A 19,733-nucleotide genomic window follows, 5' to 3' on the forward strand; every position below is an offset into this window, starting at 1 on the left:
GTTGGTAAAGGGCAAAGAAAAACGGCGCGGATTTCGATCCGCGCCGTTTCTTTTGCCTTTGAATTTATGCGAAGGCTGGATTCATGCCCGGAGCGCCAAAGCTCTCCGGCTCACTGGCCGTCTGATTATCGCGTACGCGGCTGAGCAGATGATCCACAACATCGGCAGCGGTATAGCCTTCACGGCCCGCAACCATGAATTCCATGGCGGAATTCAGATCATCGCCCGCGGTCACCAGAGCAGGTTCCACGCTGCCGTCCTTGCGGGGCTGCGCATAACCAACGTTGGCCAGCAGTGCGTTGCACAGGCACTTGCGGCCCTCGCAGTCTTCTGCCTTGCCGCCCTTGGCCACATAGTTTGCCACCGGCTCAGCGGCGCAGCGATAGCCGATGCGCTCTTCGCCGTCGGCGTATGCTTCCCGCAGATAGCCCAGATCGCAAACCCGCTTGCGCTCCTGGTAGATAGGCAGCTGCGAGCCTGTTCCTTCCAGCACCGCAACCTTGAACGGAAAGCCGGTGGGTGAAGCCAGACGATCGGTATAGATGTGGCCACGGTTCTCACGCGCTTGCCGCAGTAGTTCAGCCTTCAGGTCTTCGCGCAGGCCAGATTCCTCCGTCAGCGAAAAGACCGAGCCTACCTGCACACCGGTTGCGCCCTGCTCAATGGCCTCGCGCACCTTGCTTGGGCTGCCGTAGCCGCCCGCCAGCCAGAAGGGTACACCCAGCTTGGTGAGTTCTTCGATGTTGATGCGGTCGCGCTCACCGTAGATAGGCTCGCCCGCTTCATTCACCTGCAGCTTGCCGCGTGGCGGCGCGTTGTGGCCGCCGGCGATGGGGCTCTCGTACACCAAGCCGTCAACCTTGCCACTGGCGCGGCGCAGCATGGTGGTGGCCAGCGTATTGCTGCTGACGATGGCCAGAAAACGCGGCCGCTCAAGCTTGGGCAGCTTGTCTTCGGTAAAGTCCGAGGGATTGAAGTGCATGAACACGTCGCCGGTTGCACCGGCCACGCTGAGCTTGTAGCTGGTGGGCTGTTCGGCCGCCAGAGCATCCAGCACGCCGGGAATGTGCAGCGGAATGCCCGCGCCCATCAGCACGTAGCCTACGCCGGCCAGCATGGCGCCGTAGATCGAGGCCATGTGCGGCATCTGCACCTTCTCCAGGAAGTTGATGCCCACTGGATTCTTGTGGCCTTCGCGGGCCAAAAATACTTCGGCGAAGTTGGACACCATCAGCAGTTCAGCCAGCTTGCGCGGCTGCTTGGCCTGCTCCATGGGCAGCACCGGGTAGGGCATATTGGTCGGCTTGCCGCCGGGCACAAAGTAGTCGTTCCAGATGCGCCGGGCCATCTCCTGAAAAGGAAATGCGTCGATAGCGCGGCGCATGTGGCCGCCCTTGTCGCCATCCACCAGACGGCGGACAAACAGCGTGTCGAGCGCCGTGCCGCTGACTACACCCAGCTGGCCCACCTTGCTGACCGCCTGCGCCAGTCGCCAGTTCGAAACACCAACACCCATGCCGCCCTGAATGATTCTGGGCAGCTCAAAGCGCGCCAGATTCACCTTGGGCATACTCATCTTGGGCAGCTCGAAGTCGGGCAGTTCGAAGTCAGGCAGCTCGAGCTTCGGCAGCTTGAAGTCGGGCAATTCGAAATCGGGGAGTTCGAGCTTGGGGAGCTCGAGCTTGGGCAGATCCATCATGGCTAAATTCTTTCATATTCCAGGGGGTTCACAACTATATTCCTGCGCCAAAATGACACTAAAGGTCCACCTTTTCATCCCGCATTCAGATACGAAAAAAAGATGTGAAATTCAACCCTTGGCGAAGAAATAAAGGCTCATCTTTCGGCACACACTGTCGCTAAGCCGGAAATTCCCCAGATCTACTTGCTATTTTATTGAATCTTCTAGGTTTACAGCCGCTCACGCAAGTAGCCAATCACCTGATCGGCCTGCACCACACCTACCATGCGGCTCTGTGCGTCCACCACCGGCAGCGCATGCAGGTTGTACTTGTCGAAAAACTCGGCCAGATCCTTCTGGTGCAGGTCGGCCAGGCAACTGAGCACGCGGGCTTCAGTCAGCACGCATAGTCGCGTTTCGGGCTGGGCCATGATCAGCCGTGCCAGCGGAATGGTGCCGCGCAACACCTGCTTGCTGTCCAGCAGGTAGATCTCGGTAACGGCCTCGGGATCGCCATCAAAGCTGCGCAGCGCTTCTACGGCGTGGCTGACGGTAGCGTCCAGGCCCAGCGCGATGAAGTCGGTGGTCATGCAGCCAGCGGCGGAATCCTCGTCGAATTCAAGCAGATCCTCAACCTCTTGCCGCTCCTCGGGTTCCATCTCTTCGAGAATGGCGTCGGATTGCTCTTCGGTCAGCTCGGCCAGCAGATCGGCGGCCGCGCCCGGGTCCATCTCTTCGACAATGTCGGCGATCTTTTCTTCGTCGAGCTTTTCGAGCAGGGCTTTCTGCAGCCGGGGCTCAACCTCTTCAAGAGCTTCGGCTGCAACCTCCTCGTCCAGGGAGGAAAAGACGGCCTCGCGCTCGGCGGGAGCCAGATCCTCAAGAATGTCGGCCAGATCGGAGGGGTGAATCTCAGAGAGCCGCTCGAACTCAATGCGCAACTTCACACGGCGGGCCGGATCAACCTCGATCACATCCACAAAGTGCCAGGGAATGCCGCTTGGCTTGAAGCGGCGAGAGGTTTTTTCCAGCATGGCGCGGGGAATCAGCCCCTTGAAGACGCGGCGGAAGGCTCCGCGCAGACCCACTTCCACCTCGGCCACGCGCAACAGATGGGCTGCGCCCTGGCCCATCCACTCCAGGTCAACATCATTGACGCGCACGACCTTGCGTCCATGCAGATCGATGATCTGCCGGTCGACCAGATCCTGTTGCAGATAAAGAAAGCTGCCCTGATGCTCACCGAGTGGCACTAGCGCTTCGGAGGAGCGCAGCTCAAGCGTTCCGGCGGGCGTCTCCATGACTTCCTGCGAGGGCACCAGCATCAGACCGGCGCGGGTCTTCAGCACCAGTCCAGCCACCTTGCCGGCATCGGGTCCGGTGGCCACGGCAATATCCTTCAGGCGGCCGCGTAGTTGGCCGTGTGCGTCGGTGACCGGAGTGCCCAAAAGGGCGGTCAAACTTACCCGGGCGGTGGCGCGCGTCTGCATGATTGGTCTTGCTCTCCTGCAAAGAAAATTGCGGTAAAAATCGGTGGCGAAAGGTGCTCTTGGGGCAGTGTACTCTTCCCGCCTTGCTTCTTCATCCATACATGCGGGAAAAGCCTCTCTCTGCCTCGCCCTAGCACACTTTACGCGGTAGGAAGGCGACAGCCCTCTTCGAGAGACTTGACAGGGGAGCCTCTGGCGCTGAACACTGCCAGAGAGCACAGGGGGCGCATCGGACAGGCGATCTCCCGGGCAAGGTGGAACGTCACACAACGGGAGCACCCCGATGACAGGACGACAGAGTTTCCGGCTCAGCTCGACCATGCAGAGCGTCGATCAGGTGGAAGCCGCCGCCAGCCGGCTGGCCAGCGACGCAGGATTCTGCGAAGACGATCTGTTTCACATTGCCATGGCTGTGCGCGAAGCCACCGTGAATGCCGTGCTGCACGGCAATGAATACGATCCTGATCGCGCTCTTAACGTCTCGCTCGAAAACAACGGTACAGCACTGATCATTGTTATTGCCGACCAGGGCAGGGGACTGGATCCTGAAACATTGCCCGATCCGCTGGCCCCTGAAAATCTGCTCCGCGGAACCGGGCGCGGTATCTTCCTGATCCGCTCCTTCATGGATGAGGTACACTTTCGTCAACTGCATCCCGGAACAGAATTGACCATGGTCAAGCATCTGAACGACGGTCAGGCAGCTTCCTGAAGTAGCGCTGCAATCAATCCCGCTGCGGTCTTTTGCTCAACCGCCTTTCAAGCTTAACCAACGTCATTATCTCAAGGAGAATTCTTTATGGCTCTCTCGATTGCTTCCCGTGAAGTGGACGGCGTAACCGTTCTCGACCTCAGTGGACGCATCACTCTGGGGGAAGGCAGCGTGCAATTGCGTGACGCTGTGCGCGACCTGATCAGCAAGGGCCAGAAGGCCATTCTGCTGAACCTGGGCGAAGTCAACTACATTGACAGCTCGGGCCTAGGCGAACTGGTCAGTGCCTTTACCTCTTCCAAGAATCAGGATGCCACCCTCAAGCTGCTCAAGCTTACCCAGAAGGTCCACGACCTGCTGCAGCTCACCAAGCTCTACACCGTCTTTGAAACCTACGATGACGAAGCCAAGGCAATCGCTTCCTTTCGGTAGAACGCTTGCTGCTAAAAAAAGCCATCCCTGAGGGGATGGCTTTTTTAGTTCTCAGCTACAGATAAAAACGCTGTTTGATTGCAATAACCTACCCAACCAACGCCTTTTTGACCAATTCGCTGACGGTGCGGCCTTCGGCGCGGGCGCCCTTGGCGGCCAGCATGGCCTGCACGGCCTTCATTACCACGCCCATCTCTTTGGCGGTGGGTTTGTGGCCGGCCTGAGCCTCAACCTCGGCGACGGCCTCGGCCACCAGCGCGGTGAGCGCGGCTTCGTCCATCGGCTTGGGCAGAAACTCTTCAATCACCACGATTTCAGCGGCTTCCTTGGAGGCAAGATCCAGACGGTTGCCCTTGGTGAACTGGTCGATCGAGTCGCGGCGCTGCTTGATCATGCTGGCCAGCGTCTGTTCGCCCTCGGCCTGGGTCAGCGGCTGGCGCTTGTCAATGGACTTGCTCTTGAGCGCTGTCTTGATCAGGCGCAATGTCTGGGTGCGCTCCGCATCCCTGGCCTTCATGGCCGTAATCATCTCTTTTGTAATGACCGCTTCCAGTTCGCCTGCATCGCTCATTGTTTGTCTCCAGATGTGATTGTAGGCGGTTGTCGAAGCCCGGAGCAAACGAAAGCCGGGGGAAGGGGCTTGGCAGCGAGGAAAAATAAAAACCACATAATCAACATTCTTGTGTATTCTGTGGGTGGCGATTCAAGCCGCTCTCCCTGGTTGGAAGAGTGGTTCCTGCACCATCGGTCGCACCCCATTCACGCATCTTTCACTAAAAGAGGAAACGCATGATTCGCAAAACGCGCTTGTTTACGCCCGGTCCAACGCCGCTGCTGCCTGCGGCGCAGTTTGCCATGGCTGCTGCTGACATTCACCATCGCACCCCCGAATTCCGCGCCCTGTTTGAGAAGGTTCTGAAGCAGGCCAAGATTTTTGTGGGCACTGAGAACGACGTGTTGATTTTGTCGAGCTCGGGCACGGGCGCCATGGAGGCTTCGGTCACCAATCTGACCTCGCCCGGTGATCGGGTTCTGGTGCTGACGGCCGGTAAGTTCGGCGAGCGCTGGGTGGAGCTGGTGAAGGCCTTTGGCTGCGTGGCCGACGTGCTGGAAAAGCCCTACGGCCAGACCTTCACGCTGGACGAAGTGAAGGCCGCACTCAAGCCTGAGCACAAGGCCGTTTTTGTGCAGGCCAGCGAGACCTCGACGGCGGTGAGCCACGACATTGAAGGCATTGCCAAGCTGCTGAAGGGTACTGAGACGCTGCTGATTGTGGATGGCATCACTGGTCTGGGCACGCAGAAGATCGACGTGGACGGCTGGGGCGTGGACGTGCTGATTGGCGGCTCGCAGAAGTCGCTGATGATTCCTCCGGGCCTGGCGTACCTGAGCGTGAGCGAGCGGGCGTGGAAGGCGATGGAGACCTCGAAGAATCCGCGCTTTTATTTTGACCTGCGCAAGGAGCGCAAGAATCAGGCCAAGGGCGAAACCGCCTACACGCCGGCGGTGGCAATTATTGCCGCCATGGGCGCGGCTTTTGATTACATTGCCGGTCAGGGCGATGGCGATTTGGCCAAGGGCCGCGACGCGCTGATCCACAACGCACAGGTGAATGCCAAGGCGACGCGCGCTGGTTTGGTGGCGCTTGGCTTCAGGTTGTTTTCTCCCGACGCGCCGTCGGCTGCGGCCACTGCCGTTGCCGTGCCGGAAGGCTGCGATTCGAGCGATGTGGTCAAGGCGCTCAAGACGCGCTTTCGTGCGATCAGTGCCAATGGTCAGGGCTCGATGAAGGGCAAGATCTTCCGCGTGGCGCATCTGGGCTTCTTTGACTATCTGGACACCGTGGCCCTGCTGGGCGCAATGGAGCACATCGCCAAGGACACGCTGCATCTTCCGGTGGAGTACGGCTCGGCCGTGGCTGCGGCGCAGAAGGTCTTTGTGTCTGAGGCGAATCAGTAGAAGCACGAGCAAGTCGGCGAGTCAGCAAGTCAGCTTTGCGCTTATCGCTGCCCCGCTGACGGCGCTGACTTGCTGACCTGCTAACGTAGCTGGCGCGCTAACATCGCAATCCCTGGTCCGCACTTCCCCGTGGGCCGAAACCTAACCTGAACACATTGACCTTGAGAAGTCTTCCATGGGCGAACTTACTTTTGGCGAGAAGCTGCTGATCGCACGCAAGCAGCTCGACCTGTATCAATACCAGATGGCGGAGCGCCTGGGCGTTCACGCCAACTCGCTGACCAAGTACGAGCGGGGCGAGGGCAAGCCTCACGCCGCAGTGGTGCGCATGTTCGATCTTTTATGCGAGCAGGAAGGCATCCGTTTCGAAGCTTTCGAGACCGTTGGAAACAAGGTCAAGGGAGAAAAAATGAAGATCGTACTTGCGGAGAAGGTATCTCCGGCGACACGGGCTGTTTTTGCCGCTGAACCGGAGTGGGAGGTCCTGACGCACGATCAACTCACCGGTGGACTGGCGGCGGCTTTGGCCGATGCCGATGCGCTGGTGGTCCGCTCGGCGGTGCAGGTGGACGCGGCACTGCTAGCCAGCGCGCCCAAACTGCGCGTGATTGGCCGCGCCGGTGTGGGCGTGGACAACATTGACGCCGAGGCGGCAACCAAGCGCGGCATTGTGGTGATGAATACGCCGGGCGGCAACGCGATTGCCGTGGCCGAGCTGACGCTGGGCATGATGATTGGTCTGGCGCGCAAGATTCCTGCGGCCAACAGCACCATGCATGCGGGCCTGTGGGAGAAGAAGAACCTGCAGGGCTCGGAGCTGCGCGGCAAAACACTGGGCATTCTGGGTCTGGGCCGCATCGGTCTTGAGGTTGCGCATCGCGCCCGCGTCTTTGGCATGGAGATTGTCGGCTGCGATCCGTTTGTGTCGGCGGCCGTAGCCCGCGAAAATAATATCTCTCTTGTTTCGGTTGAGGAGTTATTTGCGCAGGCGGATTACCTGACGCTGCATGTGGGCCTTACGCCGCAGACGCATGGCGTGGTCAATGCCAAGTCGATTGCCAAGATGAAAAAGGGCGTGCGCATCATCAACTGTGCGCGTGGCGAACTGATTGAAGAAGCCGCGCTGGCCGAGGCCTTGAAGAGTGGTCAGGTCGGTGGTGCGGCGCTCGATGTTTTTGTGGAAGAGCCACCGAAGGATTCGCCGTTCTTTGCGCTCGACAATGTGATTCTTACCCCGCACATTGCCGGATCGACGGCGGAAGCGCAGGAGGCCGTAGGCATTCAGATTGCCAGCCAGGTGCGCGATTACCTGAAGGATGGCGTGGTGCAGAATGCCGTGAACATGCCTTCGCTTTCGCATGAAGAGTACACGGTGCTGGCGCCTTACATCGAGCTGGCCAGCCGCATGGGTGCGTTTCTGGCGCAGGCGGGCAAGGCCAACATCGAGGCCATCGACATTGTGTACAGCGGCAAGTTACGCGACGCCAAGATTGAGTTGGTGCGCAATGCCGTACTGGCCAGTCTGCTGGATGGTGTGGAGCAGGTGAACCGCATCAATGCATCGAGCGTGGCGACGGCGCGCGGCATTCGCGTGCACGAGGAGAAGGAAGACAGCCATCGCGGCGCGGCCACTACACTTGGCGTTGTGCTGCATACGCCTGCGGGCCGCAGCCATGCTACCGGCACGGTAATTCATCAGCGCCAGCCGCGTTTGCTGGAACTCGATGGCATTGACATTGAGATTCCCCTCGAAGGCAATCTGCTGGTCTGCCGCAATCAGGATGTGCCCGGTGTGATTGGCAAGATTGGAACCACACTGGGTGAGCACGGCGTGAACATTGCCAGCTTTGCCCTGGGCCGCGAACGCACGGGCGTGAAGCCGGTGAAGGCGCTGGCCGTGGTGCAGGTGGATGCGCCGGTCAGCGACGTTGCGCTCGACGCTCTGACGCAGATCGATGCGCTCTACGAGGCGCGGCTGGTTCGGCTGGCGGAGTAGGAAGACCAGCTTTCAGCCGTTTAACCAGCTTTCAGCTTGTTTGTGTAGCTTGCAGCGTGTTTGCAGGAGCGAACAAAAAACTTGTGGGGTTCTGCCGAACTCGACAGGGAAAGAACCACCGCCAACCAGCGGTGGTTCTTTCTGTTTCTCGCAGGATTTCACAGCGCCCCGCCGGGGTTTGCCGTCTCTCTGAGACAGCAAACCCCGGGTTCCTCCTTTCTCTTCGCATACGCTCAGATTCAGGATCCACCCGGGGCTATTTTCGCTTCACCCCTCTGGGGTGAAAAACGAATTATCGATACGGCTTAAGGGCAAGGCTCGAGAGCAGAGTCAAAGCTGACAGCTGTTTTTCATCGCAGAACGAAGTGCTTGAAGCCGGTGCCGAAGTCTGCGGGCAGCGTATAGGCTGGCGCGTTGTTCAGCACGGAAAGCCGGTCGTTGCGTGTGCCTTCGCTGCGGAAGCCCTGCACAGCGTAGTTGCGTACGCCCAGCGAGAGCAATTCCTTTTTAAGCGAGAGCATTTCTTCGAGCGGGAGCAGGCCGGTGTGTAGCGTGGTGCGCACTTCGTGGGCGGTGTTGCTGGCCAGCAGATGGAGCAGGCTGGCGCGGGCGCGTTGGCCGCTCTCCGCTACGCCGGTGGTGCGTTCGTATTGATCGAAGGGAGCCTTCACGTCGAAGCCGACCCAGTCCACCAACGGCAGCACTTCGCGAAAGCGTTCCGGGTGCATGCCAGCGGTGTGCAGGCCTACCTTGAAGCCCATGGCGCAGACTTCTTCCATGGCTGCCGCCAGAGCAGGTTGCAGGGTGGCTTCGCCGCCGGTAAAGACGACGGCATCGAGCAGGCCGCAGCGCGTGGAGAGGAACTCCGCGATGCTCTGCCATTCGATCAGGCCGGGGGCCGTCGCGGGCTGCAGGTTGGGATTGTGGCAATAGACGCAATCCCATGCACAGCCCTGACAGAAGATGGTGGCAGCCAACTCACCCGGCCAGTCGACCGTCGACAGCCGCGTGAGTCCAGCTATGCGCAGTTCAGCAGCACTTGGTTTCAACAAAGCACGTCCGCTCGTGGTATTCGCCCTGCTTGCCGCGGTTGAAGCTGGCCACGGGGCGGAAGTAGCCCATCACGCGGGTCCAGACTTCGCAGGCCTGGCGCTCTTCGTCCTTGAGCTGAATCGTCGTCGGTTCTTCGATGGTCATGGTCGACATATCTTTCCTCCGTTGGGGAATTTCTTGTGGTGCGGACTGGAGCCTTGCAGCATGGCACAGTCCGGCAGTATTTGTGTTTTCCCAGCTCCCAAAAGCAGGAGCTGGGGCACCCAATCTACGGCAAAAAACTTTCCGTCCTACGCCTGTGCTTCAGCCTGCTTGCGGGCGACCAGGTCAGCGTCGCACTTGGGGCAGAACTGGTGCTCGCCTGCCAGATAACCATGCTTGGGGCAGATGGAGAAGGTTGGCGTAATAGTGATGTAGGGCAGGCGGAAGCTTTCGAGCGAACGGCGCACCAGCTTCTTGCAGGCTTCGGCCGTGCTCACGCGCTCACCCATGTACAAATGCAGCACTGTGCCGCCGGTGTACTTGGTCTGCAGCTCTTCCTGCATGGCCAGCGCCTCGAAGGCGTCGTCGGTGTAACCCACCGGCAACTGACTGCTGTTGGTGTAGTAAGGCTCTTCCTTGCTGCCTGCCTGCAGAATATCCGGGAAGCGCTTTTTGTCTTCGCGGGCGAAGCGGTAGGTGGTGCCTTCGGCGGGCGTGGCTTCCAGGTTGTACATGTGGCCGGTCTCTTCCTGGAACTTGATGATGCGCGCACGCACATGGTCAAGGAAGCGCACGGCGAGGGCACGTCCGGCTTCGGTGGTGATGTCGTCAGCGTCGTTGCTGAAGTTGCGCACCATTTCGTTGATGCCGTTTACGCCGACGGTGGAGAAGAAGTTGCGCAGCGAGCCCAGATAGCGCTTGGTGTAGGGGAACAGGCCGTTGTCCATGTGGCGCTGAATCACCTTGCGCTTGATCTCCAGGCTGGTACGGGAGATTTCCAGCAGCTCGTCCAGGCGGGCCAGCAGCGCAGCTTCGTCGCCGCGATGCAGATAGCCGAGACGCGCACAGTTGATGGTGACCACGCCCACTGAACCGGTCTGCTCAGCGGAGCCGAAGAGGCCGTTGCCGCGCTTGAGCAGCTCGGTCAAATCAAGCTGCAGACGGCAGCACATGGAACGAACCATGTTGGGTTTCAACTCGGAGTTCAGGAAGTTCTGGAAGTAGGGCAGGCCGTACTTGGCCGTCATCTCAAAGAGCAGTGTGGCGTTTTCGCTCTCCCACGGGAAGTCGGGCGTGATGTTGTAGGTGGGGATGGGGAAGGTGAAGACGCGGCCCATCGCATCGCCCGAGGTCATCACGTCAATGTAGGCGCGGTTGATCATGTCCATTTCCACCTGCAGATCGCCGTAGGTGAAGGGCATGGTCTTGCCGCCAATGACGGGCTGCTGCGCGCACAAGTCTTCCGGGCAGGTCCAGTCAAAGGTCAAATTGGTGAAGGGCGTCTGCGTGCCCCAGCGCGAGGGCACGTTCAGGTTGTACACCAGTTCCTGAATGCACTGGCGCACTTCGCTGTAGGGCAGGTTGTCCTTGCGGATGAACGGCGCCATGTAGGTGTCAAAGCTGGAAAACGCCTGCGCACCGGCCCACTCGTTCTGCAGTGTGCCCAGAAAGTTGACGATCTGACCAACGGCGCTGGACAGGTGCTTGGGCGGACCCGCTTCCACCTTGCCGGGAACGCCGTTCAGGCCCTCCAGCAGCAGGGTGCGCAGCGACCATCCGGCACAGTAGCCGGCCAGCATGTCCAGGTCGTGGATGTGCACGTCGCCTTCGCGGTGAGCGCGGCCAATTTCATGCGGATAGACGTGGGAGAGCCAGTAGTTGGCTACCACCTTGCCGCTGACGTTCAGAATCAGACCGCCCAGTGAGTAGCCCTGGTTGGCGTTGGCGTTCACACGCCAGTCGGCGCGGTCCAGGTACTCGTTGATCGACGAGGCCACGTCCACCATGGTGCGCTGGTCGTTGCGCAGGCGCGAACGCTGCTCGCGGTAGACAATATAGGCGCGGGCGGTGGCAAAGTGATTGGCCGAGATCAGTACCTGCTCAACCACGTCCTGAATCTGCTCAATGTGCGGAGCGCGATCGTGGAAGCGGTGGGAGATGACCTTGATGGCCTGAATGGATAGCAGTTCGGCCTCGGCCGGGTCAAATGCGCCGCTAGCCTTGCCGGCCCGCTCAATGGCGGAATGGATCTTGGCAGCGTCAAAGTCGGCGGTTGCGCCAGAGCGCTTGACGACGGAGCGCGGAGGAAGTGTAGTGAGGGCGGACATTGGGTTCCTTTCCCGCAGACGGCGATGTGGAGGAGGGTACTGCAAAAAACGGGCGCGTAAAACGCAGCCCAGGCAAGCAACCCTCTGGTACACCCCGTCCGAGGACGTAAATCTGAATACGGCAAGCCTCCCGGCATGCGAGTCGCAGCGGCAATCCAGCCTTCCCACTCCACTGAGGGGCAGTGGTATGAGCGGAGAGCGGCTCTTCGCTTTCAGTTGCGGGCACAGCGTTGGAGTGGTTCGGTCAGAACGCACCAACTTCCCTCTTGGCCCAACATCTTGTGTTGCTTGGGAGACGTAACACTGCCCAATGTAGCTCTATTACGGAAGTGCGTCAAGCATTTATGGGCGTGGAAGTGGTGGAAAAGAATCGCATGCAGTGCAGAAACGGGACTTTGCCGGGGTTCATCGCTGTGTAAAAGAAAGACCTCCACAGGAGCGTCAGTCCCACGGGGTGAAACGCTGTGGGAGGAGGGAAAATCACCACCAGGCAGCGTCCTTGTGGAGGGATTGTGTCGAATTTCCCCGGTGCTGGCGTCGGCTTTGCGTTGACCTTGGCCAAGCCTCTGCTCTATAGTGAGGCTACTTTATGGTGCCCGGTTTCTGCGACCGGGCTTAAAAGGGAATCCGGTGAAAATCCGGAACTGCCCCGCAGCGGTAAGCAGGAACGAACGCTCCGAAAGAAGCACTGGTCCAGCCATGGACTGGGAAGCTGGAGCCACTAGGTAGCCTGCGAGTCCGAAGACCTGCCGTAGAGCCTGTCCAGAACGGACAGAACATGCACACGCCTCCGAGGGGAGGGCCGGGTGTTGCGGTTTTTCAACCGCTACATTTGTGACTTCACGTTTTTGGAAGACCGTAGAAGCCTGAGGGAGAGTTGTATCTTTTCCGGCCCGTGCGGGAGCTTTCAACACGTTGGCCATGGCGGCAGGGATGCGTCTCTGCAGCCAGCGCTTCGGTGTGTGTGCCCATTGTTTAGAGGAGATAAGGATGAGTTTGGCGATTGCGAGCAATCTCGGTTTCCCCCGCATGGGCAGTCAGCGTGAGTTGAAGTTTGCGCTGGAGAGCTTCTGGGGCGGAAAAAGCAGCGAAGCAGAACTACTGCAGGTGGCGCGTCAACTGCGCAACCGGCACTGGCGTATGCAGGTGGAAGCGGGCATTGCCGTGCCGCCGAGCAACGACTTTTCCCTGTACGATCAGGTGCTCGACATGGTGGCGACGGTGGGCGCGGTTCCGCGGCGTTTTTCTAGCCCCGACGAGCAGGTGAGCTTGGCCACCTACTTTGCCATGGCGCGTGGTGCACAGGACGCTCCTGCTCTGGAGATGACCAAATGGTTCGATACGAACTACCACTATGTGGTGCCGGAGTTCGAGCCCGGTCATCATTATTCTCTGCGTTCCAGCAAGGTGGTGGACGAGTACGTGGAAGCGCGCGAGCAGGGCATTGAGACGCGTCCGGTTCTGCTGGGGCCGGTTTCGTTTGTACTGCTGGGCAAGCCGACCAACTCCAGCGTCACCCGCGCCTTTGTGCTTAAGCAGATTCTGCCCATCTATCGTGATCTGCTGGGACGGCTGGCGGCGGCAGGCGCAGGTTGGGTGCAGATCGACGAGCCCTGCCTCTGTCTGGATCTGGACGAGGCGGCACAGAGCATGTATCGCGAAGCTTACGCGGAGCTGAACTGTGCTTTTGCGTTGCCGAAGTTTATGCTGACCACCTACTTTGGAGCGCTACAAGAGAATCTTGATCTGGCGCTATCGCTGGGTACCGCTGGCCTGCATGTGGACTTGGTGCGCGCGCCGGAGCAACTGGATGCGGTGCTGGCCAAGGCTCCTGAGGCGCTGGTGCTCTCGCTTGGTCTGGTGGACGGACGCAACGTGTGGCGCACTGATGTTTGCCAGGCGTTGCGCATTGCGGCCAAGGCCACATTGGTGCTCGGCAAGGAGCGTGTGCAGATTGCGCCTTCCTGCTCGCTGCTGCATACGCCCGTCGATTTGGCCACCGAGACGGCGCTGGATGCCGAGGTGCGTGGCTGGATGGCCTTTGCCCGCCAGAAGCTGGAGGAAGTAGCCCTGCTGAGTCGCGCGCTGGAGGGGGGCATAGAGGTTGAGACTGAACTGACCGAGAATGCGCGTCTGATGGAAGCGCGCCGTCAGTCCACGCGCATTCATCAACCCCAGGTGGCCGAGCGCCTTGCCGCGGTTACGCCGGTGCAGCTGGAGCGCACCAGTAGCCATGCGCGGCGGCGTGAAGTGCAGCAGAAGACGCTGCGTTTGCCTTTGCTGCCCACCACTACGATTGGCTCGTTTCCGCAGACGGCGGAAGTGCGCAAAATGCGCGCCGAGTTCCGCAAGGGCAAGATCGACATCCAGAGCTACGATGCCTTTCTGCAGGCCGAGACGGAGCGCTGCATCGGTTTTCAGGAAGAGGTTGGGCTGGACATGCTGGTGCATGGCGAGTTCGAGCGCAACGACATGGTTGAGTACTTCGGCGAGCAGCTTGATGGCTTCGTCTTCAGCCAGAATGGATGGGTACAGAGCTACGGTTCGCGCTGCGTCAAGCCGCCGATCATCTTTGGCGATGTCTCGCGTCCGCGGGCAATGACGGTGCGTTGGGCAAAGTACGCGCAGTCGCTCACCGCAAAGCCCGTCAAGGGCATGCTCACTGGGCCGGTCACGATTCTGCAGTGGTCGTTTGTGCGCGACGATCAGCCGCGCTCCGTCACCTGCCAGCAGATCGCTCTGGCGATTCGCGATGAAGTTGCCGATCTGGAAACAGCTGGCATTCGCGCCATTCAGATCGATGAGCCGGCCATTCGCGAAGGTCTGCCGCTGCGCCGCGCCGACTGGGCGGAGTATCTGCTCTGGAGCGTCGATGCCTTCCGGCTGGCCTCTGCCGGAGTCGCTGACGCCACGCAGATCCATACCCACATGTGCTATTCGGAGTTCAATGACATCATTGAGGCCATTGTGCGCATGGATGCCGACGTGATCTCGATTGAGTGCTCTCGTTCGCGCATGGAGCTGCTGGATGCATTCACGCGGGTGCGCTATCCCAACGAGATCGGCCCCGGCGTCTACGATATTCACTCGCCGCGTATTCCCAGCCGGGAGGAGATTGCCACGCTGTTGCGTCGGGCGCTGGAGGTACTCAATCCAGAGCAGCTATGGGTCAATCCCGACTGCGGCCTGAAGACGCGTGGCTGGCCGGAGGTACGCTCCGCGCTGGAAGCCATGGTGCAGACGGCAGAGGGTGTGCGCGACGCACTGGCCTGCATGCCGCGGTAAACGCACCCGCTACAAAACAGAACAGCCACCGCGAGCTTGCGGTGGCTGTTTCTGTTGGAGAAGCGCTGATCTTCGTCTGTATCAGCGGATGCGATAGACGAAGGCTTCCTCAATATATCTGTCGCCAAAGGTCTGGCCACCCAGGCGCATGCCATATACATCTTTTGCGGAACCTAAAAAACGGCGCAATTCCTCAATCATGAGACTCTTCATGGGGCGCATGAAGATCGGGGGTTGTCTGTGAATGGGAATTTCTGCTTTATCCAGTGCCTCGTGAATCTGTGTGTAACCAGTAAATTGAGAGGATTGGTCGAGATGCTCGGAGGCCAGAATCAAGCGCCAGTCTTCATAGTCTGGCAATTTTGCCCATAGCGCTACATTCGGCTCTCTGCCTGCCTTGTCCAGGGCATCAATGACATTGCTGCCATTTTCAATGTCGAAACTTACCAGTGTTTCCGTACCCATGGGAGAAACCCTCCTCCGGTCTGATCCTCAATAGCCCTTAGTAGTTCAGAAGCTTCCTGGTCGGTTTTTTCGATCCGGTATCGTCCTTCTTCCGACTAGTTTCTCAAGATGTCCCAAATGATCCTCATTGCCGGATCGGCTGCAAGTATGTCGCTCAACTGTGCGAGCCTCAGCAGATCGTTCAGTTTATGAGTGTGATTATCCACAACAAGTTTTTTGTCAGGGAAGTCGTGTTCTTGAGTCTGTCGGGCGATGCAGGCTTTTAGGGCACATTCGACTGCGTAGCCGGCCAGATAGTATGCGCCGTCGTCAAGTCCCTGCTCCAACAGGGTTTTGGCTTCGCGAAGGCGCAGATTGGACAGATTTTGGAAGTCCAGACGATTCATGGTCCAGGAACCCTTCCTGGACCATGATCATAACGCGAATTTGATTGTGCTGGAGTTTACGCGCGGCTCATGTAGGTGCCTTCGCTGGTGTCGACGCGGATCTTTTCGCCTTCGTTGATGAAGGGCGGAACCTGGACCATCAGGCCGGTTTCCATCTTGGCCGGCTTGGTGACCGACGAAGCGGTGGCCGACTTCAGGCCCGGCTCGGTCTCAATAACCGTCAGCTCGACGAAGGTGGGCAGGTCAATGCCTACGGCCGTGCCGTCGTGGTAGCTGACCTTGATCTGCAGATTCGGCGTCAGGTAATCGACGGTATCTCCGAGCGTGTCGGTCTTGAGCACGGTCTGCTCAAAGTCTTCGGGGTTCATGAAGTAGTAGTCGTCGCCGTCGTTGTAAAGGAACTCCATGCTCACTTCATCCACGACAACCTTTTCGATGGAGTCGGCCGAGCGAAAGCGGTGCTCAAACATGGCGCCCGACTTGAGGTTGCGCAGTTTGGCCTGGATGAAGGCGCGGAGGTTGCCCGGGGTACGATGCTCGACCTTGAAGACAAGGTGCAGGCCATCGTTGTGCTTGATGATCATACCGGGGCGCAGTTGCGTGGCGGGAATCGCCATAAGAGAGGAACTCCTTGCTGGGTTGCGTGCGGAACGCGAAAAATTTCGGCCTTAACGCAAAATCCGGGATGCTGTATCCGCAGGCCAGTAGCCCACAGTTGCCGTGACCAATAGGGAGGGTCAACCCTGCACGAATTCTCTGGGGGCGATCTTTCCGGATTTTGCTTCAGCCCATCTGTTATTGTAGCTCAGGGCCGGAAGCACGGGGCCGGAAACAAGGATTTGCCCCGGGAATTGCTTTCCAGGCAACGGTAAGACGTAAACCTGAATCTAATCAAATTGAAAAGATAGATCCGTAGTATATTGAAAGCGTGAAGTTTGGCCAGCCTGTGTGGGGTCTGAAACGGATCTGACATAGGAGTACGCCGGCAAACCAGCTGGCAAGGCAAGGCTGACCGAACCGAAGGCCCGGTTCGGGGTTTATTTATATAAACCTCGTATTTTGTGATAAATACAGCCTATATCCGGGGCGTAGATTTTCACTTCCCATACTGTATTTCTCACTCCCCCGAGTGGCGTTTGCCTATGAAGCGCCGCCTCAAGCTGCCTTGGCAGCCAGGAGACAGAGCCAGTCGATGTCAAATTCAGTTTCTATCTGTGTAATCGGGTCCGGTTACGTTGGACTCGTCGTTGCGGTTTGCTTTGCCGAGATGGGGCACAAGGTTACCTGCGTTGATAATGACGAGCGCCGGGTAAAAACCCTGCAGGAGGGTGGCGTTCCCATCTATGAAGAGCATCTGCCAGAGCTGATGGTTCGCCATCGCGGCAACATTGAGTTCACCGGAGACCTGTCCGCTGCAGTTGAAAAAAGCGAGGCGGTTTTTATTGCCGTGGGCACTCCCCAGGGAGACAGCGGTGCAGCCGATATGTCGTACGTTGAGGCTGTGGTCAGTGAGATTGCCCGCTCCGTCTCCGGCTATAAAGTGATTGTAGAAAAAAGCACGGTTCCCGTTTACACCAATGAGTGGATTCGTCGCGTGCTCTATCGGCACGGTGTAGCCGCGCAGAACTTTGATGTGGTTTCCAACCCCGAATTCCTGCGGGAGGGAACGGCTGTCATCGATTTTCTGCATCCGGACCGCATCGTAGTGGGTGCGGGCAGCGAGGCTGCGGCCGAACTGTTGCGCCGCATCTATGCGCCACTGACCTCAGGCAGCTATTACCAGCAGGCGGATGCGCTGGCCGGTTGCTGCAGCACGGACGCTCCGCCCGCGCTGCTGGTGACTTCAGCGCAAAGTGCCGAGATCATCAAGCATGCTTCGAATGCTTTTCTGGCACTTAAGATCAGCTTTATTAACGCGGTTGCCAATCTGGCTGAAAGCGTGGACGCCAACATCGAAGACATTGCCCGGGGGGTAGGTCTGGATAGCCGCATTGGACCCAAGTTTCTGCACGCCGGCCTTGGCTATGGTGGCTCCTGCTTCCCCAAGGATGTGGCGGCTTTTCACTGGGTGGCGCAGCAGCGCGGCATCAACTTCCAGTTGCTGGAAGAGGTGCGCAAGATCAACGAGACGCAGAAGGAGATCTTCTTCAACAAGGTGCTTTCGGCCTTGTGGACGCTGCGCGGTAAGCGTCTGGCGGCGCTCGGACTGGCTTTCAAGGGAGATACCGATGACATTCGTGAATCTCCTGCCATTGCCGTCGTCAAAATGCTGATTGATGCAGGTGCCGTGGTGACAGCCTATGATCCGGCTGCCGCCGAACGTGCTCAGTCCGTGCTGCCAGCTTCCGATAAGTTGCGCTACGTAGACAATCTTTACGATGCGGCGCAGGATGCGGATGCGGTGCTGATTCTGACCGACTGGAAGGAGTTTGCCGGGATCGACCTGACGCGGCTGAACCGCGCCATGCGTTTCCCGATCATTATTGATGGCCGCAATCTGTATACGCCGGAAAAAATGGCGGAAAGTGGCTTTACTTATGTGAGCGTGGGGCGGCCTGCTGTCTATCAGGGACAGCAGGGCAAACCCAGAGTCTTGTCGCTGTAAATTCCACGGGCAGCAGGCTGGTATTTTTTTGCCCAGCCTGTTGCTTTGGTTTTGAACTTAGGAAATTGAATTGATGGATATCCTTGTTGCGGGTGCTGCTGGTTTTTTGGGTTCTCATCTGACGGATCGATTACTGGCCGATGGCCATAGCGTGATTGGTGTGGACAATCTTTCCACCGGAGATCCGGCGAATCTTGCGCATCTGGCCACCGAGCCGCGCTTTCGCTTTTTAGAACACGACATTTGCCAGCCCTTTGATTCGGGGCCGGTCGATTATGTCTACAACATGGCTTCCCCAGCCAGTCCTCCCGAGTATCTGCGTTTGGCCATTGAGACCCTGCAGGTAGGGTCCATCGGCACGGGTAACATGCTGGCGATTGCCGAGAAGTACAAGGCGGGATTTCTGCATGCTTCCACTTCGGAGTGCTATGGCGATCCGGCTGTGCATCCGCAGACGGAAGACTACTGGGGCAATGTGAATCCGGTGGGGCCGCGCTCGGTCTACGATGAGGCCAAGCGCTTCAGCGAGGCGCTCACCATGGCTTATCACCGCATGCGTGGCGTGAATACGCACCTGGTGCGCATCTTCAACACCTATGGGCCGCGTCTGCATCCGAGCGATGGTCGCGTCATCTCTAACTTCATGATGCAGGCGCTCAAGGGTGAGCCACTGACCATCTACGGCGATGGGCAGCAGACGCGCAGCTTCTGCTATGTGGATGATCTGATCGATGGTATTGTGCGTTTGGCGGCCAGTAATGAGCATATGCCGGTCAACATCGGCAATCCCGATGAGTTCACCATTCTGGAGTGCGCCCAGGCCGTGTTGGATGTGACTAGCTCGAAGAGCAAACTGATTTTTGCAGAGTTGCCGCAGGACGATCCAACGCGCCGTCAGCCCGAGATTACCAAGGCTCGCACGCTGCTTGGATGGGAGCCGAAGATTCCTTTGCACGAAGGGCTAGAACGTTCACTGGAATTCTTCAAGCGCAGTTTTTCCTGAGTGTGGGCGCAGGGAGCAACTGCGCACGGCAGTGTGCATGAAAGAGAAAACGGGCAACATACTCAAAGACAGCAGGGGCAGGCCACCAGGAAGATCCAGTACAAGATGCGCAGGCATGGAGTTGCTTTCGTGACTGTGGGCCTGCCAGATTTTCCCTGGGAGCTGCAGTAAAGTGAAAAAATTATGTAATCGCTCATTTTTTGATGGAAACCGGTTCTTTACTGGTATAGTAAGATCACTTCGTAAGTAGAAGATAGTTTTGTACTCGTTGGTAGATTGAATGAAACCGCTTGCTTCTATATGTGATTCAAGAAACATGGATTCCAAAAAATAACTTGATGCTTTCAAGGTCTGCAC

The 19,733-nt window shown here is 58.6% G+C and carries 17 protein-coding genes and 2 riboswitches; of the genes, 7 read left to right on the forward strand and 10 right to left on the reverse strand.

Annotated features, from left to right (window positions below):
* Positions 1 to 64: 64 nt before the first annotated feature.
* Positions 65 to 1,699: a nitronate monooxygenase gene (locus tag ACOBR2_RS04440; protein WP_420238850.1), complete on the reverse strand. Its 1,635-nt coding sequence runs from the start codon at positions 1,697 to 1,699 to the stop codon at positions 65 to 67.
* Between the two features lie 212 nt (positions 1,700 to 1,911).
* Positions 1,912 to 3,171, reverse strand: a complete 1,260-nt coding sequence (locus ACOBR2_RS04445) for a magnesium transporter MgtE N-terminal domain-containing protein (protein WP_420238851.1) — start codon at positions 3,169 to 3,171, stop codon at positions 1,912 to 1,914.
* A gap of 283 nt (positions 3,172 to 3,454) precedes the next feature.
* Between ACOBR2_RS04445 and ACOBR2_RS04450 the strand changes: the two genes are divergently transcribed.
* Positions 3,455 to 3,883, forward strand: a complete 429-nt coding sequence (locus ACOBR2_RS04450) for an ATP-binding protein (RefSeq protein WP_420238852.1) — start codon at positions 3,455 to 3,457, stop codon at positions 3,881 to 3,883.
* Between the two features lie 87 nt (positions 3,884 to 3,970).
* Positions 3,971 to 4,315, forward strand: a complete 345-nt coding sequence (locus ACOBR2_RS04455) for an STAS domain-containing protein (RefSeq protein ID WP_420238853.1) — start codon at positions 3,971 to 3,973, stop codon at positions 4,313 to 4,315.
* Between the two features lie 88 nt (positions 4,316 to 4,403).
* On the opposite strand, the gene ACOBR2_RS04460 is transcribed toward ACOBR2_RS04455, so the two are convergent.
* Positions 4,404 to 4,886, reverse strand: coding sequence for a GatB/YqeY domain-containing protein (locus ACOBR2_RS04460; RefSeq protein ID WP_420238854.1), 483 nt, complete (start codon positions 4,884 to 4,886; stop codon positions 4,404 to 4,406).
* A 218-nt stretch (positions 4,887 to 5,104) separates the two neighbouring features.
* On the opposite strand from ACOBR2_RS04460, the gene ACOBR2_RS04465 reads away from it, so the two are divergent.
* Entirely contained in the window at positions 5,105 to 6,274 is a 1,170-nt protein-coding gene (locus ACOBR2_RS04465; RefSeq protein ID WP_420238855.1) for a pyridoxal-phosphate-dependent aminotransferase family protein, read from the forward strand.
* A gap of 175 nt (positions 6,275 to 6,449) precedes the next feature.
* Positions 6,450 to 8,270: a phosphoglycerate dehydrogenase gene (gene serA, locus ACOBR2_RS04470; protein WP_420238856.1), complete on the forward strand. Its 1,821-nt coding sequence runs from the start codon at positions 6,450 to 6,452 to the stop codon at positions 8,268 to 8,270.
* A 350-nt stretch (positions 8,271 to 8,620) separates the two neighbouring features.
* On the opposite strand, the gene ACOBR2_RS04475 is transcribed toward serA, so the two are convergent.
* From ACOBR2_RS04475 to ACOBR2_RS04485, 3 genes are all read right to left on the reverse strand, one after another.
* Positions 8,621 to 9,319, reverse strand: a complete 699-nt coding sequence (locus ACOBR2_RS04475) for an anaerobic ribonucleoside-triphosphate reductase activating protein (protein ID WP_420238857.1) — start codon at positions 9,317 to 9,319, stop codon at positions 8,621 to 8,623.
* Entirely contained in the window at positions 9,300 to 9,476 is a 177-nt protein-coding gene (nrdD, locus tag ACOBR2_RS04480; protein ID WP_420238858.1) for an anaerobic ribonucleoside-triphosphate reductase, read from the reverse strand. The genes ACOBR2_RS04475 and nrdD overlap by 20 nt, the downstream gene beginning before the upstream one ends.
* A gap of 137 nt (positions 9,477 to 9,613) precedes the next feature.
* The gene (locus tag ACOBR2_RS04485) at positions 9,614 to 11,632 is read right to left on the reverse strand and encodes a ribonucleoside triphosphate reductase (protein ID WP_420238859.1); all 2,019 of its coding nucleotides are present in this window, start codon (positions 11,630 to 11,632) and stop codon (positions 9,614 to 9,616) included.
* A 102-nt stretch (positions 11,633 to 11,734) separates the two neighbouring features.
* A riboswitch (cobalamin riboswitch) is annotated at positions 11,735 to 11,947 on the reverse strand.
* 258 nt (positions 11,948 to 12,205) lie between these two features.
* Positions 12,206 to 12,401, forward strand: a riboswitch (cobalamin riboswitch).
* A gap of 221 nt (positions 12,402 to 12,622) precedes the next feature.
* Between ACOBR2_RS04485 and metE the strand changes: the two genes are divergently transcribed.
* The gene (gene metE, locus ACOBR2_RS04490; protein ID WP_420238860.1) at positions 12,623 to 14,917 is read left to right on the forward strand and encodes a 5-methyltetrahydropteroyltriglutamate--homocysteine S-methyltransferase; all 2,295 of its coding nucleotides are present in this window, start codon (positions 12,623 to 12,625) and stop codon (positions 14,915 to 14,917) included.
* A gap of 81 nt (positions 14,918 to 14,998) precedes the next feature.
* Here the strand turns inward: metE and ACOBR2_RS04495 are convergent, their stop codons facing one another.
* The 3 genes from ACOBR2_RS04495 to efp all read right to left on the reverse strand — a co-directional run bounded on the left by ACOBR2_RS04495 (position 14,999) and on the right by efp (position 16,385).
* Complete coding sequence (locus ACOBR2_RS04495) at positions 14,999 to 15,382, reverse strand: hypothetical protein (protein WP_420238861.1); 384 nt, start codon at positions 15,380 to 15,382, stop codon at positions 14,999 to 15,001.
* Positions 15,383 to 15,477: 95 nt separating this feature from the next.
* Positions 15,478 to 15,768: a hypothetical protein gene (locus ACOBR2_RS04500; protein WP_420238862.1), complete on the reverse strand. Its 291-nt coding sequence runs from the start codon at positions 15,766 to 15,768 to the stop codon at positions 15,478 to 15,480.
* Positions 15,769 to 15,824: 56 nt separating this feature from the next.
* A complete protein-coding gene (gene efp, locus ACOBR2_RS04505; RefSeq protein WP_420238863.1) occupies positions 15,825 to 16,385 on the reverse strand; it encodes an elongation factor P in 561 nt (186 codons plus the stop codon).
* Positions 16,386 to 16,960: 575 nt separating this feature from the next.
* On the opposite strand from efp, the gene ACOBR2_RS04510 reads away from it, so the two are divergent.
* A complete protein-coding gene (locus ACOBR2_RS04510; RefSeq protein ID WP_420238864.1) occupies positions 16,961 to 18,373 on the forward strand; it encodes a UDP-glucose dehydrogenase family protein in 1,413 nt (470 codons plus the stop codon).
* 73 nt (positions 18,374 to 18,446) lie between these two features.
* Positions 18,447 to 19,376 carry a UDP-glucuronic acid decarboxylase family protein gene (locus tag ACOBR2_RS04515; RefSeq protein WP_420238865.1) on the forward strand — a complete coding sequence of 310 codons (930 nt, stop codon included), beginning with the start codon at positions 18,447 to 18,449 and terminating at the stop codon, positions 19,374 to 19,376.
* Here ACOBR2_RS04515 and ACOBR2_RS04520 read toward each other — a convergent pair.
* The gene (locus ACOBR2_RS04520; RefSeq protein ID WP_420238866.1) at positions 19,344 to 19,733 is read right to left on the reverse strand and encodes a hypothetical protein; all 390 of its coding nucleotides are present in this window, start codon (positions 19,731 to 19,733) and stop codon (positions 19,344 to 19,346) included. The two genes, ACOBR2_RS04515 and ACOBR2_RS04520, sit on opposite strands and share 33 nt — an antisense overlap.

Source organism: Telmatobacter bradus, assembly GCF_048629425.1.
In the GTDB taxonomy this organism is placed as follows: Bacteria; Acidobacteriota; Terriglobia; order Terriglobales; family Acidobacteriaceae; genus Telmatobacter; species Telmatobacter bradus.

Excerpts from the sequence above, each read along its gene's own strand:
- ACOBR2_RS04500 (WP_420238862.1), bottom strand. The coding sequence starts at position 15,768 with ATGAATCGTCTGGACTTCCAAAATCTGTCCAATCTGCGCCTTCGCGAA.
- ACOBR2_RS04510 (WP_420238864.1), top strand. The coding sequence starts at position 16,961 with ATGTCAAATTCAGTTTCTATCTGTGTAATCGGGTCCGGTTACGTTGGA.
- ACOBR2_RS04465 (WP_420238855.1), top strand. The coding sequence starts at position 5,105 with ATGATTCGCAAAACGCGCTTGTTTACGCCCGGTCCAACGCCGCTGCTG.
- ACOBR2_RS04445 (WP_420238851.1), bottom strand. The coding sequence starts at position 3,171 with ATGCAGACGCGCGCCACCGCCCGGGTAAGTTTGACCGCCCTTTTGGGC.
- ACOBR2_RS04495 (WP_420238861.1), bottom strand. The coding sequence starts at position 15,382 with ATGGGTACGGAAACACTGGTAAGTTTCGACATTGAAAATGGCAGCAAT.
- ACOBR2_RS04440 (WP_420238850.1), bottom strand. The coding sequence starts at position 1,699 with ATGATGGATCTGCCCAAGCTCGAGCTCCCCAAGCTCGAACTCCCCGAT.
- efp (WP_420238863.1), bottom strand. The coding sequence starts at position 16,385 with ATGGCGATTCCCGCCACGCAACTGCGCCCCGGTATGATCATCAAGCAC.
- ACOBR2_RS04460 (WP_420238854.1), bottom strand. The coding sequence starts at position 4,886 with ATGAGCGATGCAGGCGAACTGGAAGCGGTCATTACAAAAGAGATGATT.
- ACOBR2_RS04515 (WP_420238865.1), top strand. The coding sequence starts at position 18,447 with ATGGATATCCTTGTTGCGGGTGCTGCTGGTTTTTTGGGTTCTCATCTG.
- ACOBR2_RS04455 (WP_420238853.1), top strand. The coding sequence starts at position 3,971 with ATGGCTCTCTCGATTGCTTCCCGTGAAGTGGACGGCGTAACCGTTCTC.
- metE (WP_420238860.1), top strand. The coding sequence starts at position 12,623 with ATGAGTTTGGCGATTGCGAGCAATCTCGGTTTCCCCCGCATGGGCAGT.
- ACOBR2_RS04485 (WP_420238859.1), bottom strand. The coding sequence starts at position 11,632 with ATGTCCGCCCTCACTACACTTCCTCCGCGCTCCGTCGTCAAGCGCTCT.
- serA (WP_420238856.1), top strand. The coding sequence starts at position 6,450 with ATGGGCGAACTTACTTTTGGCGAGAAGCTGCTGATCGCACGCAAGCAG.
- ACOBR2_RS04450 (WP_420238852.1), top strand. The coding sequence starts at position 3,455 with ATGACAGGACGACAGAGTTTCCGGCTCAGCTCGACCATGCAGAGCGTC.
- nrdD (WP_420238858.1), bottom strand. The coding sequence starts at position 9,476 with ATGTCGACCATGACCATCGAAGAACCGACGACGATTCAGCTCAAGGAC.